The sequence below is a fragment of the Microbacterium sp. zg-Y818 genome (assembly GCF_030246905.1).
Lineage (GTDB): Bacteria > Actinomycetota > Actinomycetes > Actinomycetales > Microbacteriaceae > Microbacterium.
The window spans coordinates 3,101,786-3,116,352 of the sequence record NZ_CP126741.1; the positions used below are offsets into that span (position 1 = coordinate 3,101,786).

The window sequence follows — 14,567 nt, forward strand, 5'->3', positions numbered from 1 at the left end:
CTACTTCTTCTCGTCCTCGTCGTCCACGACCTCGGCATCGATGACGTCCTCCTCGGGGTTCGGCACCTCGCCGTTGCCCGGGTCGGTCGCCGCCGGGTCGGGGTTCTGACCCTGAGCCTGGCTCGAGGCGTAGATCGCCTCGCCCAGCTTGCCCTGCGACTGGCTGAGCTTGTCGAACGCCGTCTTGACCGCGTCGTCGTCGTCACCGGCGAGAGCCGTCTTCAGCGCGTCGACGTCGGCCTGCACGTCGGACTTGACCTCGGCGGGCAGCTTGTCGTCGTTGTCCTTGATGAGCTTGTCGACGGAGTACGCGAGGGTCTCGGCCTGGTTGCGGGTCTCGGCGGACTCGCGGCGCTTCTTGTCCTCGGCGGCGTGCTCCTCGGCCTCGCGCACCATGCGGTCGATGTCCTCCTTGGCCAGCGACGAGCCGCCCGTGATGGTCATCGACTGCTCCTTGCCGGTGCCCTTGTCCTTGGCGGACACGTGCACGATGCCGTTGGCGTCGATGTCGAAGGTGACCTCGACCTGCGGGATGCCACGCGGTGCGGGGGCGATGCCAGTGAGCTCGAAGGTGCCCAGCGGCTTGTTGTCGCGGGTGAACTCGCGCTCGCCCTGGAAGACCTGGATCGCGACCGACGGCTGGTTGTCGTCTGCCGTGGTGAAGGTCTCGCTGCGCTTGGTCGGAATGGCCGTGTTGCGCTCGATGAGCTTGGTCATGATGCCGCCCTTGGTCTCGATGCCGAGGCTCAGGGGGGTCACGTCGATGAGCAGCACGTCCTTGCGCTCACCCTTGAGGACACCGGCCTGCAGGGCAGCGCCGACGGCGACGACCTCGTCAGGGTTGACGCCCTTGTTGGCCTCCTTGCCGGCCTCCTGCTTGACGAGCTCCGAAACGGCGGGCATGCGGGTGGAGCCACCCACGAGCACGACGTGGTCGATGTCGCTCACCTTGATGCCGGCTTCGCGGATGACATCCTCGAACGGCTTCTTGGTGCGGTCGAGCAGGTCCTTGGTGAGGTCCTCGAACTTCGCGCGGGTGATCGTCTCGGACAGCGACACCGGACCCGACTCCGTCAGCGACAGGTAGGGCAGGTTGATCGAGGTCGAGGTGGAGCTGGAGAGCTCCTTCTTGGCCTGCTCGGCTGCTTCCTTCAGACGCTGCAGAGCGATCTTGTCGCCCGAGACGTCGACACCGGTGGTGTCCTTGAACTGCTTCATCAGGTACTCGACGAGGCGCTGGTCCCAGTCGTCACCACCGAGGCGGTTGTCGCCGGCGGTGGAGCGCACCTGGATGGTCGAGAAGTCGTCGTCCTTGCCCACTTCGAGCAGCGAGACGTCGAAGGTGCCGCCACCGAGGTCGAAGACGAGGATGAGCTCGTCCTCCTTGCCACGGTCGAGGCCGTACGCCAGCGCGGCGGCGGTGGGCTCGTTGATGATGCGCAGGACGTTGAGGCCCGCGATCTCGCCGGCCTCCTTGGTGGCCTGACGCTCGGCGTCGTTGAAGTACGCCGGAACCGTGATGACGGCATCCGTCACCGCGTCGCCCAGGTACTGCTCGGCGTCGCGCTTGAGCTTCTGCAGAATGCGCGCGGAGATCTCCTGGGGCGTGTAGGCCTTGCCGTCGATCGACTGCGTCTTCCAGTCGGTGCCCATGTGGCGCTTGACCGAGGTGATGGTGCGGTCGACGTTGGTGACGGCCTGGCGCTTGGCGGTCTCACCGACGAGCACCTCACCGTCTTTGGTGAAGGCCACGACCGACGGGGTCGTGCGGAAGCCCTCCGCGTTCGCGATGACCTTGGGCTCGCCGCCCTCGAGGACGCTGACGACCGAGTTGGTCGTGCCGAGGTCGATTCCGACTGCACGTGCCATGTGTTTCTCCTTCGTGTGGAACTGAAAAGTCTGGGGCGGCCCCAACCTTGAGCCGCGATGACTCAAGGGTACGCGGCGCCCCGATCGATGTCAATTGAACTTGAGCCGTGAGGTGTCAAGTTTGGCTGCTAGCGCGCGGACGACGGATGCCACGTAGGCGCACGAATCTGGGGCGGGCGGGGCGTTTTGGACCATTTCTTGTGGATGTCTTGTGGTTCGGCGTCGCCGCCGGTCGCGCTCAGGCGACGCTGCTGGGATCTTGCGGGAGCGCGGCATCGAACCGGGGCCCTTCTTGCGGTCCGCGGCGAAAACTGGGCAGTGCCCCGACCGGATCACTCGCTTCGGAACCTGGGCCCCGAATCCATCCCATCCGCAGGAAAAGAGCGGCCACAAGCCGCGAGAAGGAACACATCATGAACAAGATCACCAAGGCCTCCATCGCCACCGCAGCCGGTGTCCTCCTGCTCCTGGGCGGCGGCGGCACTTTCGCCTCGTGGAACGCGTCGGCCGATATCGCGGGTGCCGAGATCACGGCGGGAAACCTCGTCGTCACCGACCCCGGCACCGAAGGCACCTGGGCGGCCAACGGCGACGACATCAACATCGCCGCCTACCGGGTGGTTCCGGGCGATGTGCTCACCTTCACCAAGACGATGTCGATCGTCGCCGAGGGTGACAGCCTGAGCGCCACGCTCGCGCTGAGCGAGGCGTCCATCACGCCCGCCAATCCCGCCAACGCGGTCGACCAGGCGCTGGTCGGCTACCTCGAGGCCAACGCGGTGCTCACCGCGGAAGGCGCTGGCATCACCCAGAGCGCCGACGGCTTCACCGTCGCCCCGGGTGCTGCAGGGATCGAACAGGACGTCACCGTCACCGTCACGATCACCTTCCCCTACGGCACCGAGGGCTCCAACAACGACGCCAAGACCGGTGCCGTGAACCTCAACGACCTGAGCGTCACCCTCACGCAGCACACCGCCGCCGCGTGATCCATCGGGTCCGCCCCCCCATCACGGGGGCGGACCCGCTGTCCGCGTAATCCACCACCGACCCCGAGGAGCCGAGATGACCCGCCGCTCACTTCGCCTGGCCCAGCGGCGCCGCCGCTGTGCGCCGGCGAAGATGCTGCTGGCGACACTCGGAACCGCAGGCGCGATCGTGCTCGGCGTAACGGCCGGGGGCGGCACCTACGCCGCCTGGACCGCCGCGGCCCCGGCAGCAGCAGCCGCCACCCTGCAGGCAGGGTCGGCAGAACTCTCCGCCGCAGACCTGAAACTCTCCGCCACCGGCATGTACCCCGGCCGCACCGCCTACAGCTCCAGCGTCGTACGCAACATCGGCACCACCCCGCTCGCCCTCGCCCTCGGCAACGTGGCGGCCGCCACCTCGAACGGCCTCACCGCCGCACTGGTGGTCACGGTCGGCACGACCGCCTCGGCAGCGGACTGCACGGCAGGGCGGGTCACCCCGAAGGCGACCATATCGGTCGGTTCGGGCGTCGCATCCGACCTGCAGGTCACTCTCGCCCCCGGGGCGAGCACCACCCTCTGCGTGGGCCTGGGCCTGCCGCTGACCGCCCCGGCCAGCGCGGCCGGCATCGCGGCATCCGCCCTCAGCCTCACGATCCGCGGAACGCAGGTGCACCCGTGACCCGCCGCCGCCTTCTCGGCCCGATCACCGCCCTCGTGACCCTCGCGGTGCTCGGCGGCTCCGGTGCAGCCGTGGCCGGCTGGAGCGCCGACGCCGCGCTGACGGCCACCGCCGCCTCGGCCGCACCCGCCACGACGATCGCCCAGACCGGCAGCCTCGCCACGAGCTACCAGTACACCGGCTCTTCGTCGGGCGCCGTTTCCGGCCAGCTCACCATCGCCAACACGGGCGGCACCCCGCTGTCCTACACCCTCGCCAGCGACGTCACCGGCAGCAGCGCGCTCGCCCAGAAGACCGCCCTGAACCTGTGGACGGGAACCTGCTCGACCACCGTTCCCGCCAGCGCCATCAAGACCACGCTGGCAGACCCGGCGCCGGCGCTGCCCGCCACCGCGCGCACGCTCGCGCCGGGCGCTCAGGTCGTCGTGTGCGTCGCGACCCGCATCGACGGCAGCACCAACGCCGCGCTGCAGGGGCAGAGCATCACGGCCGCGTTCCGGGTGATCGGCGCGGTCGGGACGAGCTGGACCGCCACCGCCACGACCACGGCGGTCACGCAGAGCGTCTACCAGCTGGCCGCGGCCGGCGCGGTGACCTGCACCAACGTCAAGGTCGTCTTCGACTTCGTCCGGCTCTCGTGGGCCGCGCCCGCCAACCGCCCCGCTCGCGCCGACGTCACCTACGAGGTCGTCGACACCGCATCCGGCACCACGGTCGCGACGGTCAAGAGCTCGGCCGGTACCGCGTCGGTCCTGGTCGAAGGCAAGGACCTCGACGCCAACGGCGTCTACTCGTTCGCCATCCGCGCCAAAGAGGCCGCATACGGCACGACCGCCCCCCTGACCGCAGCCGTCTCGGTGACGCGCACCTCCGGCCCCCTCGGCATCATCTCTGCAACGGAATGCTCATGACCGCAATCACACACTCCATCCCGCTCCCCGGGCTCACCTCGCGTCGCGCCCTCCGCGCCGCAGGTCACCACGAGCACAGCTTGCTGCATTACCTGGCCGTCGCCCTCAGCGCGTCGCTGCTCACCATCACCGCCGCTCTCGCCGTTGCCGTCATCATGCTGCCGGCCCTCGTCGGTGGCACCGCCATGACCGTGCTGACCCAGTCGATGGAGCCCGGGCTGCCGCCCGGCACCCTCATCGTCACCCGCGCGACGCCGACCGACGAGATCGCCGTCGGCGACGTCATCACCTACCAGATCCGCTCCGGCGAGGCAGCTGTGGTCACTCACCGGGTGATCTCCAAGACCTACACCGATGGCGAACTCACCTTCGTCACCCAGGGCGACAACAACAACACGCCCGATCCCGAGCCGGTGCGAGAGGTGCAGATCCGCGGCACCCTCTGGTACAGCGTGCCGCTGCTGGGATGGGTCAACAACCTCATCAACGGGGCCAACCGCGACATCGTGATCTCCGTCGCCGCGGGCGGGCTGTTCCTCTACGCCCTCCGCACCAGCATCCTCGCGGGCCTCGAGCGACGCAGGGAGCGCGCCGAGGCGGCATCCGAACACTGACCGCGACGGAGTTCCGCCGCGCGCCCTCGCGTCAGGCGGGTACGCAGTCGCGATAATCTGCGCGCATGAGTTCATCCCCCGGCGCGACTCCCGACGTGCCCGTCACCGCCGACACCGACGCACTGCCCGTGATGGGCCTGGGCCTGCGACGCGACACCCCCGCCCCCCGCAAGACCCTGCTGGCGTGGGCGCTGTGGGACTGGGCGGCGCAGCCGTTCAACACGGTGATCCTCACCTTCATCTTCACAGCGCTGTACCTCACGACCGACGCGTTCCTGCCCGCCGACATCGCCGCGCTCCCCGACGACGACCGGGTGAAAGAGGTCGCCGAGGCGGGCCTGGCCGCGGGGCTCGGCTGGGGCACCACGATCGCGGGGCTGCTGATCCTGGCGCTCGCCCCGGTGCTGGGCCAGCAGGCCGATGCGGCCGGACGCCAGAAGCTGTGGCTCGGAATCGGCACCGGCGGTCTCGTCATGAGCATGGCGCTGCTGTGGTTCGTGGAGCCGGCCCCCGCGCTGTTCTGGCTGGGCGTGGCGCTCATCTCCGCCGGCACCGTGTTCAGCGAGATCGCCGGCGTCAACTACAACGCCATGCTCATCGGCATCGCGACGCCGCGAACCATCGGGCGCATCTCGGGTCTCGGCTGGGGCTTCGGCTACCTCGGCGGCATCGTGGCCCTGATCCTCGTCGTCGTCTTCTACATGTCGGACTGGTTCGGCCTGAGCGAGGACGGTGGACTGCCCTTCCGCATCATCGCGGTGGGCTGCGCCCTGTGGACCCTCGCCTTCTCGATCCCGATCTTCCTGAGCGTGCCCGAGCCGTCGGCCGGACGACCCGAGCGACGCGTCGGCCTGCTGCGCGGTTACGGCCTGCTCGTGCGCGACGTCATGGGCCTGTACCGCTCGCCGCAGTCGCGGCCGACCTTCTGGTTCCTGCTGTCCAGCGCGGTCTTCCGCGACGGTCTCAGCGGGGTCTTCACGTTCGGCGCCATCATCGCAGGCAGCGTCTTCGGTTTCGAGTTCCTCGACCTCGTGATCTTCGGCATCGCGGCAAACGTCGTCGCCGGCGTCTCGACCCTCATCGTCGGGCGCTTCGACGACCTCTTCGGACCCAAGACGGTCATCCTCTGGTCGTTGGGCGCGATGGTGCTCATGGCGGCGGCGGTCTTCGCGCTGGTGGATGCCGGAACGATCGTCTTCTGGATCGGAGGGCTGGCACTGTGCGCCTGCGTCGGCCCGGCGCAGTCGGCATCCCGGTCGTTCCTCGCTCGCCTGACCCCCGCCGGACGCGAGGGTGAGATCTTCGGCCTGTACGCCACCACGGGCCGCGCTGCGGGTTGGATGACGTCGCTGCTGTGGGCGACCCTGATCACCCTCACCGGCATGACGGCCTTCGGCATCCTCGGGATCGCCGTCGTGCTGCTGCTCGGCTTCGTGCTGCTGCTGCCGGTGAAGGCGCCGCCTCGCGCAGGGTGAGGCAGCTCAGCGCTGACGGGGACGACTGCATCAGCAGCGCGACGGCCGGCCGGGCGCTGATCGTTCGCACCTGCGCGGTTGCGGGGCCGGCGCCTGATGTGGCAAGGAGCGCGTGGCGGGCGCGCCCGGGGCCGTCAGGCCCCGATCGACCCGAGGTCGCGTGCGCCGACGTCGGTGCGGTGGAAGTTGAGGGACGATCGCGACGCCGTCGGGCCCCGCTGGCCCTGGTACCGGTTGCCGTAGGGTCCCGAACCGTAGGGGTTCTCCGCCGCCGAAGACAGCCGGAAGAAGCAGAGCTGGCCGATCTTCATGCCCGGCCACAGCTTGATCGGGAGGGTCGCGACGTTGGACAGCTCCAGGGTCACGTGACCGGTGAACCCTGGGTCGATGAACCCCGCGGTGGAGTGGGTCAGAAGGCCGAGGCGGCCCAGGGAGGACTTCCCCTCGAGGCGGGCGGCGACGTCATCGGGCAGGGTCACCTGCTCGAAGGTGGCGCCGAGGGCGAATTCGCCCGGATGCAGGATGAAAGGCTCGTTCGGATCAACCTCGATGAGGCGCGTCAGCTCGGGCTGATCCTCGGCCGGGTCGATGAACGGGTACTTGTGGTTGTCGAACAGGCGGAAGTAGCGGTCCAGCCGCACGTCGACGCTGGAAGGCTGCACCATCTCCGGCATCCAGGGGTCGAGGCCGATACGGCCTTCGTCGATCTCGAGTCGGATATCGCGGTCGCTCAGCAGCACGCGCCCAGCCTATCGGCGCGAGCACGCAGTTGCCTTTGCTAAGCTGACCCCGCGTCGCCTCGGCGATGCACGGGGCTGTAGTTCAATGGCAGAACTTCTGCTTCCCAAGCAGATAGCGCGGGTTCGATTCCCGTCAGCCCCTCCAATGTCACTTCCAGAGCTATCCCGGACTTTCCAGACCTAGTTCGGACCGATGGTTTCCGTAGGTTCAATGCTTTTGCGGCGATGCTCTCGACTGCGCTCTGCCTACCAGCCCTTGGCATAGTTGCCCAGCCACGCCGCCATAGGTCAGTGGCAGACCGCCCGTTTCGTAATCGGGATGCCGAGGTTCGATTCCTCGTGGCGGCACGACGGTCACGCCGACCGTAACGGCGTACGCAGATGTAGCGCAGCTGGTAGCGCGTCACCTTGCCAAGGTGAAGGCCGCGGGTTCGAACCCCGTCATCTGCTCGAAGGTCGAAGCTCAGCTTCGTCCGACGTTCGGGCCTCTAGCTCAATGGCAGAGCAGCGAGACTTTTAATCCGCGGGTTCAGGGTTCGAGCCCCTGGGGGCCCACCACATCGTGACCTTCGCTCGGTGTCACGGCTCGATAATCAGAGCCCAGTCCGCGGCGTTCGTCGTGCGGTTGATCCGCTCCTGAGCCTGGGCGACGACCCACGCCTTGTCGGTGCCCGCAGGCAGCGACTCCCGTGCGGCGTCATTGTTCGGGCACCCCGCCGCGACCCACTGGAGTGTGCTGGCGCCGGCCCAGTTGTCGTAGTAGACCTGCATGACGGTGCACGCGGGCTTACCCGTGGACATGCTGGCCGAAGACGAAGCCGAGACCAGCTTGTCGATGGTCTCACCCTGGGCGGAAAGGGCGTCCGTCTGCGGCACCTCGATGGCGGCGAGCTTGTTGCTCTCGGCCTGCTGGACGGGCTCGGGCAGCGGCTCGGACTTCTTCACCAGCACCAGCTCACCGGTCGGGAGCTCGTACGCCTTCATCCCGGGTGCGCGCTCAGCCTTCAGCGCCGCACGGTGCTCCTCCGTAAGGGGGGCGCCGTTGTCCAGCGCTGCGATCTCCTCCACCGTCGGGAGCGCGGGTTCGGTCACCTCGACGACATCGGGGGTCGCCTCGGGCGCAGCCTCGGCGGTCGCCTCGGGGGCGCAGCCGGCCAGCAGGATGACGGCAGCGGTCATCGCGGCCAGGGTTGTGGTCTTCAGCTTGATGTTCATGATTGCTCCTGGTTTCGTGGGCGCGAGAGCGCTGGGCTGACGGTGCGCCTACGGGTGCGGGCGTGAGGTGTCACGGCTCGACGATGAGCGCCCACTCCGCAGGGTTCTCCACACGGTTGATCCGCTCCTGGGCCACGGAGATCACCCAGGCCTTGTCGGTGCTCACTGGCATCAGCTCGCCGGCTGCGTCGTTGTTCGGGCAACCGTCGGCGGCCCACTGCAGCGCGACTCCACCACCAGCGCCACGGACTGCGTAGTGCACCTGCATGATGACGCATGTGGGCTTGCCGGTGGACATGCTGGCAGAGGAACCGGCCGACACCAGCTTGTCGAGGGTGTTCGATTGGTCCTCCCAAGACGAGCCAGTCGGAACCTCGATGGCGGCCAGCTTGTTGTTCTCGGCCTGCTGGACGGGCTCGGGCAGCGGCTCGGACTTCTTCACCAGCACCAGCTCACCGGTCGGCAGCTCGTACGCCTTCATGCCGGCCTTGCGGTCGGCCTTGAGGGTGGCGGCCTGCTCTTCGGTGAGGGGCGCGCCGTTGTCCAGCGCTGCGATCTCCTCCACCGTCGGGAGCGCGGGTTCGGTCACCTCGACGACCTCGGCATTCGCGGCGGGGGCTGCCTCGGCGGTCGCTTCGGGGGCGCAGCCGGCAAGCAAGATGAGGGTGGCGGCCAGGACTGCCAGGGTCGTGGACTTCAGCGTCGTTTTCATGATTGCTCCTATCTTCGGGCACTCCCCGGTGCGGCATTTACCGCTTCACCACCCACATGCGCGGCCCCCGCGCGGACTGGTGCCACCTGCCGTCCCGCGGCGGCGCGCCTCACTGTCACTTCCAGACCCAGTCCGGACTATCCAGCGGTATCCGCCGGAGCCTCGAGGCAACAGGACCGACGATCCGACTTGCGGCCGCGACGGAGATCGTCGGCGGAATCAGCCGGGAAGCCTCATGAACGCTGCCCGCAACGGCCGCGCCACGGTCCCCATCGTGATGTGGGACCCCAGCGTCATCGACTTCGAGTGATGAAGGTCAGCCACACCGCGCACGGAAGAGAGGGAGCGCTCCACGACCGGGCCACCCGAAGGAGCAGGCATGTCCCACCCCCGCCTATACGCTGGCCATGTGAACCGCCGTAGCCTCACCGCGACCGTCGCCCTGGCCGCCCTCACCCTCACTGGGTGCGCAGCTGCGGCCCCCGAGGAGGATCCGGCGACACCGCCGCCTCCCGCCGCCGAACAGCCCCAGGAGCCGGCACCCACCCCGGCGCCGGAACCGGCCCCCAGCGCCCCGGCGTGGCCGGAGTCCGCCGCCGCCCCCGAATGCGAGGACCTCCTCGACCCGGCATGGGCCACCAACCTCCACGCCGAAATCGACGGCCCGGACACCGAAGGCGAGGTGGAACCGTACTGGATCATCGGCCCCGCCGCGCAGGAAGCGTACGACGCCTCCCTTTTCCTGACCGGGTGCCGATGGGGCATCTACCAAAGCGACGGCACGTTCTCCGTGCACGTGATGGCCACCGCACCGGAAGTGCAGGCGCCCCTGACCGACGCCCTCGCAGCCTCCGACGCCTACCTCGACCGGGATGACGGTTACGTCAGCAGCGACGGCACGAAGGCGATGGTGTACTCCCGAGATGTCACCTACGGAATCGGGATGGGCTACGCACACGCGTTCCACAGCGGACACTGGGTCGTCGCCAGCGGCACACTCCTCAGCCCCGACAGGGCAGCAGAGGTCGCGAACATGGCCATGGCCGCGACCGTGGAAACGGACTGACCCTCACGGCCGGATCGCTCGCCGCCGGACCGACCCCGTTCCGCGGGCACTGATTGAACGGATGCGCGGTGCGTACTGACCGTCATCGCCCGACCCCAGTTGCCGTGACCCTAGCCGCGGTCGTGGTCGCACTCACCGGATGCGCAACCCAGGACGCCGACGTGACACCAGACGAGGCGCGCGAGGCGCTGACGAGCATCATCCACGACACCGCGGATGTGCTCGGCACCGACGGGTGGGACGACGACGGAGACCCCGGGGTGCAGAGTTGCGATGGTGGTAACGGGGTGAAGTGGAGCTATGGGTACTCCGCGCTGCCTGGTGACGTGGACTCTCTGGCGGATGCCGAGAAGGTGGCCGCGCACTGGGAGACGCTCGGCATGTCCGTCCGGGTGAACACCGAACACGACCCCGTTGTCTTCGCCACCGGAGGCTCCCTTCAGGGGGCGAGCTTCTCAACGGGCCCGGCAAGTACGCCATTGGGGGCACGTCGGCGTGCGTGCCGGGGGACGCGAACCAGATCATCGACGAGGAGTACGCGGACTGACCGGGCAGGTTGACGAGGGGCCATCCCCGCGTCACCACTACCTTCCGGTCGTTGTACCTCGACGACGTGCTCGTTCAGCAACGACATCGACCGTGCCGGCATCCTCCGTCAGGGCGACCTCGACGGCATCCTGCCCGACGTCCACGCGGTAGGTTCCGGGATACCCCATCACCTCGACGACACCGTCGGCGTCGGCGGTGACCGGCGTCGCGGCCAGCCACCACTCGCCGCGGATCAGCCCGCGCAAGGCATCGAACGCGGGCTTTCGCGAACCGTCCGCGCGCAGCAGCCCCACCGGGGCGCCGAGCCACGAGCCGTGGTCGGTGATGCCCCAGTACGTGAGCGACTCGACGGCGGGATGGGCGAAGACCGTGCGGTAGTGGCGCACGATCTCGTCAGCTTGCCGCGCCTCGCCCTCCGGCGTCGAGGGCCACTCGTCGACGACGTAATCGTTGAGGTCCTCGATGTGGGGCGGCATGAGGTCGCCGGAGAGAAGCGTCGTCTCGGTCAGCTGCAGCGGCAGCCCGAACCGGGCGAACCGCTCCATGACCTCCCACACCTGCTCCTCGCCGCGGTACCCCTGGTGCATGTGGGTCTGCAGTCCGAGGGCGTCGATCTCGATGCCGGCGTCCAGGCACTCCGCGATGAGCCGCTCGTAGCTCTCCGACAGGTCGAAGTCATTGAGGACGAGCCGCGCGGCGGGATTGGCCGCGCGCGCCTCTTCGAACGCCAGCGCGATCATGCCCAGCCGGCCCTTGCGCTGCGCAAGTCGTGTCACGGCATTGGCCTCGGCGGTGAAGACCGGGAGGATGACCGCCTCGTTGATGGCATCCCACAGGTTGATGACGCCGGCGAATCCGGTCACGATGTCGCGGATGCGTGAGCGGAGAGCCGCCTCGGCCTCATCGTCGTCGAGGGCCAGCAGCCACGGCGGGGTGAGGGTGTGCCACACCAGCGGATGCCCCTTGACCGTGACGCCACGCTCACCGAACCACTCCGCGGTCCGCCGCAGGCGCGCACCGTCGGTGCGGCCGCGCTGGGGCTCATACCCGCGCCAGTAGAACGGCAGCGTCACGGTGTTGAAGAGCTCCAGAAAGTCGGCCGCCAGGCGCTCGGGGTCCGGCTGCAGGGCGCCGCCGAAGAACTCGATCTCCCGTCCGTTGGGTGACTCGGGTGCCCCGCCGATCCATTCCACGAAGTCGAATCCGATGTTGCCGAACCCGAACGCGTGGGCGGTCTGCTCGACCGCGGCGGTGGCACCGGCGAGAGGGCGTCCCGACGCGTCGATCAGACGGACGCGGCCGGTGACGCGGCGATCGCGCGGGTCAGGCAGCACTGGAGCATTCCTCCGCACGCGTCCCGGGGCCGCCGGGGTGCCGGGTCGGCGATATGTTCTCGGCGCTGAGGTCCATCCCCCCATACTGGCTTGCCCGTCGCGACTTCGTCGTCGTGATTCCGGGGAAGCAGCGGAACCGCGCGCGATTCCCCAGCCGGCGTCAGTCGACGCTGAGGTTGAACGCGAGGGCGAGTTCTTCGATCCGTCTGGCCCTGCCGAGTCGGGGCAGATCGCTGCCATCGCGGACGACACCACCCCGCTCGTCGAAGTCGGCGAGGAACCCCCGCGCCCAGGCCACGTCGGACCGGGACGGGCTGAACGATTCGTTCACGACACTCGCCTGCTCAGGGAAGAGGCAGAGCTTGCCCGTCATGCCGTGGGACACCCCGACCGCCGACTGCTCCCGCAGCAGCGAAAGCCCGGGAGTGACGGTGGGACCGTCGATGGGACCGGGGAGCCCTCCGATGCGGGATGCCACGACAAGCCGCGACCGAGGGTATGCCATCGCCAGATCATCCGCGCTCGCGCCGGTGTCGCGCCGATAGTCGCCGCTGCCGAACGCCAGACGCATGACGCCCTCCGCACGCGCGATGGCGACCGCCTCTTCGATCCCCAGCGCGGACTCGATGAGCGCGACGACGGGAACCGTCCTCCCGAGCGCCACGAAGGTCTCCGTGGCGGCGGCCGCCGATTCGACCTTCGCGAGGACGACGCCGCGGAGCCCCGGGGAGCCACGCAACTCCGCGACGTCGTCGTCCCAGTGCGGGCTCTCGCGACAGTTGATGCGCACCCAGGCGCTGTTGGCCGACAGCCAGGCCACGACGTCGCGCCGAGCGGCATCCTTGAAGGAGGGGTCAACGGCATCCTCGATATCGAGGATCACTTCGTCCGCATCGCCCTCGGCCGCGGGGGTGAACCGCTCGACGTCACGCGCCGAGACGAGAAGCCACGAGCGGGCGAGATCGCTGGTCAGGGACGGGGTCGGGCACGTCGCGACGGAGGGAGCGGTCACAGACTCACTCGCCGATCTTCTCTGCGGCAACCGGAGCGGCATCCGACGCGGGCCCGATCCACACCGTCTTGATGTTGACGAACTCGCGCAGACCGTAGTCGCCGAGCTCACGGCCGTACCCCGACGCCTTGATGCCGCCGAAGGGCAGACGGGCGTCCGAGACGACCATGCCGTTCACGAACACGGCACCCGCGTCGATGCGACGCGTCAGGGTGCGCGCGAGGTCCAGGTCCTGCGTCCACAACGCGGCTCCGAGACCGAACTCCGTGTCGTTCGCCAGCTCGACGGCGTGCTCGACGTCGCGCGCGCGGATGATGGCGGCGACGGGACCGAACGTCTCCTCCTCGAACGCAGTGTCCCCCGGCTCGACGTGGTCGATGATCGTCGGCGGATAGAAGTAGCCCGGGCCTTCCAGGGGCGCGCCGCCGAGCTTGAGAACGGCGCGTCCGTGCTCGAGAGTGCGGAGCACCTGGTCATGGAGCTCATCACGCAGGTCGCCGCGCGCCAGGGGGCCGATGTGGGTGTCGCCCTCACTCGGATCGCCGACCTTCAGCGCGGATGCATGCTTCACGAAGGCGGCGACGAACTCGTCGGCCACCGACTCCTCCACGATGAACCGCTTCGCGTTGACGCAGCTCTGCCCCACGTTCGTGAAACGCGCCTTGACGGCCACCCTGGCGGCCTGCGCGATGTCTGCCCCGGCGAGCACGATGAAGGGGTCGGATCCACCCAGCTCGAGCACCTGCTTCTTGAGGGCCTTGCCCGCCTGGGATGCGACGATCCTGCCCACCTGCGTGGAGCCGGTGAGCGTCACCGCGGCGATGCGGTCGTCCTCGATGAGTCCGGCGACGCGGTGCGACTCGATCAGCACCGTGGTGCAGAGCCCTTCGGGCGCGCCGGCCTTGCGCACGATCTCCTCGACGGCGAGCGCCGACTCGGGCACGTTGTTGGCGTGCTTGAGGAACGGAGCGTTACCGGCCGCCAGGGCAGGGGCGGCGAAGCGGAAGAACTGCCAGAACGGGTAGTTCCACGGCATGATCGCGAGCACGACACCGAGCGGATCGAACACCACCCCGCTTTCGCTCGCGTTGGACGCGATGGGCTCATCGGCGAGGAACGCCGGAGCCTGCTCGGCGTAGTAGTCCAGCGTGACGGCGCACTTCTCGATCTCGGCGCGGGCTTCGGTGATGGGCTTGCCCATCTCACGCGTGATGATCTGCGCGTACTCTTCCGCGCCCTCTCGCAGCACCTCGGCGATGCGGGTGAGAAGTGCGGTGCGCTCCTCGACCGGAGTGCGACGCCACACGCGCTGCGCGCTGACCGCCGCAGTGAGCTTCTGATCGACCTGGTCGGCCGTGTGCAGCTCGAAGGTGGCGATGGCCTCTTCCGTTGCCGGGTTGACCGACGTGATGACCATGAA

General features: G+C 68.7%; 14 protein-coding genes and 4 tRNA genes. 11 read left to right on the forward strand and 7 right to left on the reverse strand.

Features of this window, described 5'->3' with window-relative positions; genetic code table 11:
- Positions 1-1,869, reverse strand: coding sequence for a molecular chaperone DnaK (gene dnaK / locus QNO21_RS14685; protein WP_257514644.1), 1,869 nt, complete (start codon positions 1,867-1,869; stop codon positions 1-3).
- A gap of 413 nt (positions 1,870-2,282) precedes the next feature.
- Here dnaK and QNO21_RS14690 point away from each other — a divergent pair, with 413 nt between their 5' ends.
- The 5 genes from QNO21_RS14690 to QNO21_RS14710 all read left to right on the forward strand — a co-directional run bounded on the left by QNO21_RS14690 (position 2,283) and on the right by QNO21_RS14710 (position 6,519).
- Complete coding sequence (locus tag QNO21_RS14690) at positions 2,283-2,858, forward strand: alternate-type signal peptide domain-containing protein (protein ID WP_257518556.1); 576 nt, start codon at positions 2,283-2,285, stop codon at positions 2,856-2,858.
- 76 nt (positions 2,859-2,934) lie between these two features.
- Positions 2,935-3,519 carry a hypothetical protein gene (locus QNO21_RS14695; protein ID WP_257518558.1) on the forward strand — a complete coding sequence of 195 codons (585 nt, stop codon included), beginning with the start codon at positions 2,935-2,937 and terminating at the stop codon, positions 3,517-3,519.
- Positions 3,516-4,430: a hypothetical protein gene (locus QNO21_RS14700; RefSeq protein ID WP_257518559.1), complete on the forward strand. Its 915-nt coding sequence runs from the start codon at positions 3,516-3,518 to the stop codon at positions 4,428-4,430. Before QNO21_RS14695 ends, QNO21_RS14700 begins: the two co-directional genes overlap by 4 nt.
- Positions 4,427-5,044 carry a signal peptidase I gene (locus QNO21_RS14705; RefSeq protein WP_257518560.1) on the forward strand — a complete coding sequence of 206 codons (618 nt, stop codon included), beginning with the start codon at positions 4,427-4,429 and terminating at the stop codon, positions 5,042-5,044. Before QNO21_RS14700 ends, QNO21_RS14705 begins: the two co-directional genes overlap by 4 nt.
- Positions 5,045-5,109: 65 nt before the next feature.
- A complete protein-coding gene (locus QNO21_RS14710; RefSeq protein WP_257518561.1) occupies positions 5,110-6,519 on the forward strand; it encodes an MFS transporter in 1,410 nt (469 codons plus the stop codon).
- Between the two features lie 134 nt (positions 6,520-6,653).
- Here the strand turns inward: QNO21_RS14710 and dcd are convergent, their stop codons facing one another.
- Positions 6,654-7,259 (reverse strand): dCTP deaminase, encoded by a 606-nt coding sequence (dcd, locus tag QNO21_RS14715; protein WP_257515124.1) that lies wholly within the window; start codon positions 7,257-7,259, stop codon positions 6,654-6,656.
- Positions 7,260-7,330: 71 nt separating this feature from the next.
- Between dcd and QNO21_RS14720 the strand changes: the two genes are divergently transcribed.
- The 4 genes from QNO21_RS14720 (at position 7,331) to QNO21_RS14735 (ending at position 7,817) form a co-directional block, all read left to right on the forward strand.
- Positions 7,331-7,404 (forward strand) — tRNA-Gly (locus tag QNO21_RS14720).
- Positions 7,405-7,536: 132 nt separating this feature from the next.
- Positions 7,537-7,607, forward strand: a tRNA-Thr gene (locus QNO21_RS14725).
- A 29-nt stretch (positions 7,608-7,636) separates the two neighbouring features.
- Positions 7,637-7,709: transfer RNA gene (locus QNO21_RS14730), tRNA-Gly, on the forward strand.
- A gap of 32 nt (positions 7,710-7,741) precedes the next feature.
- Positions 7,742-7,817: transfer RNA gene (locus tag QNO21_RS14735), tRNA-Lys, on the forward strand.
- Positions 7,818-7,838: 21 nt separating this feature from the next.
- On the opposite strand, the gene QNO21_RS14740 is transcribed toward QNO21_RS14735, so the two are convergent.
- Together QNO21_RS14740 and QNO21_RS14745 are read right to left on the reverse strand one after the other, a co-directional pair.
- Entirely contained in the window at positions 7,839-8,474 is a 636-nt protein-coding gene (locus QNO21_RS14740; protein ID WP_257518562.1) for a hypothetical protein, read from the reverse strand.
- 70 nt (positions 8,475-8,544) lie between these two features.
- Positions 8,545-9,186: a hypothetical protein gene (locus QNO21_RS14745; RefSeq protein WP_257518563.1), complete on the reverse strand. Its 642-nt coding sequence runs from the start codon at positions 9,184-9,186 to the stop codon at positions 8,545-8,547.
- Between the two features lie 409 nt (positions 9,187-9,595).
- Between QNO21_RS14745 and QNO21_RS14750 the strand changes: the two genes are divergently transcribed.
- A complete protein-coding gene (locus QNO21_RS14750) occupies positions 9,596-10,252 on the forward strand; it encodes a hypothetical protein (protein ID WP_257515127.1) in 657 nt (218 codons plus the stop codon).
- Between the two features lie 122 nt (positions 10,253-10,374).
- Positions 10,375-10,812 (forward strand): hypothetical protein, encoded by a 438-nt coding sequence (locus QNO21_RS14755; RefSeq protein ID WP_257515128.1) that lies wholly within the window; start codon positions 10,375-10,377, stop codon positions 10,810-10,812.
- Between the two features lie 24 nt (positions 10,813-10,836).
- Here the strand turns inward: QNO21_RS14755 and QNO21_RS14760 are convergent, their stop codons facing one another.
- The 3 genes from QNO21_RS14760 to QNO21_RS14770 all read right to left on the reverse strand — a co-directional run bounded on the left by QNO21_RS14760 (position 10,837) and on the right by QNO21_RS14770 (position 14,564).
- Entirely contained in the window at positions 10,837-12,135 is a 1,299-nt protein-coding gene (locus tag QNO21_RS14760; protein WP_257518565.1) for an endo-1,4-beta-xylanase, read from the reverse strand.
- Positions 12,136-12,295: 160 nt separating this feature from the next.
- Complete coding sequence (locus QNO21_RS14765) at positions 12,296-13,189, reverse strand: HpcH/HpaI aldolase/citrate lyase family protein (RefSeq protein ID WP_306813313.1); 894 nt, start codon at positions 13,187-13,189, stop codon at positions 12,296-12,298.
- Complete coding sequence (locus QNO21_RS14770) at positions 13,152-14,564, reverse strand: NAD-dependent succinate-semialdehyde dehydrogenase (RefSeq protein ID WP_257515131.1); 1,413 nt, start codon at positions 14,562-14,564, stop codon at positions 13,152-13,154. The genes QNO21_RS14765 and QNO21_RS14770 overlap by 38 nt, the downstream gene beginning before the upstream one ends.
- Between the last annotated feature and the right edge of the window lie 3 nt (positions 14,565-14,567).

Coding starts and splice junctions, on each gene's coding strand:
- QNO21_RS14765 (WP_306813313.1), bottom strand. CDS start 13,189: ATGCCGCTCCGGTTGCCGCAGAGAAGATCGGCGAGTGAGTCTGTGACC.
- QNO21_RS14710 (WP_257518561.1), top strand. CDS start 5,110: ATGAGTTCATCCCCCGGCGCGACTCCCGACGTGCCCGTCACCGCCGAC.
- QNO21_RS14745 (WP_257518563.1), bottom strand. CDS start 9,186: ATGAAAACGACGCTGAAGTCCACGACCCTGGCAGTCCTGGCCGCCACC.
- QNO21_RS14705 (WP_257518560.1), top strand. CDS start 4,427: ATGACCGCAATCACACACTCCATCCCGCTCCCCGGGCTCACCTCGCGT.
- QNO21_RS14770 (WP_257515131.1), bottom strand. CDS start 14,564: ATGGTCATCACGTCGGTCAACCCGGCAACGGAAGAGGCCATCGCCACC.
- QNO21_RS14695 (WP_257518558.1), top strand. CDS start 2,935: ATGACCCGCCGCTCACTTCGCCTGGCCCAGCGGCGCCGCCGCTGTGCG.
- dnaK (WP_257514644.1), bottom strand. CDS start 1,869: ATGGCACGTGCAGTCGGAATCGACCTCGGCACGACCAACTCGGTCGTC.
- QNO21_RS14690 (WP_257518556.1), top strand. CDS start 2,283: ATGAACAAGATCACCAAGGCCTCCATCGCCACCGCAGCCGGTGTCCTC.
- QNO21_RS14740 (WP_257518562.1), bottom strand. CDS start 8,474: ATGAACATCAAGCTGAAGACCACAACCCTGGCCGCGATGACCGCTGCC.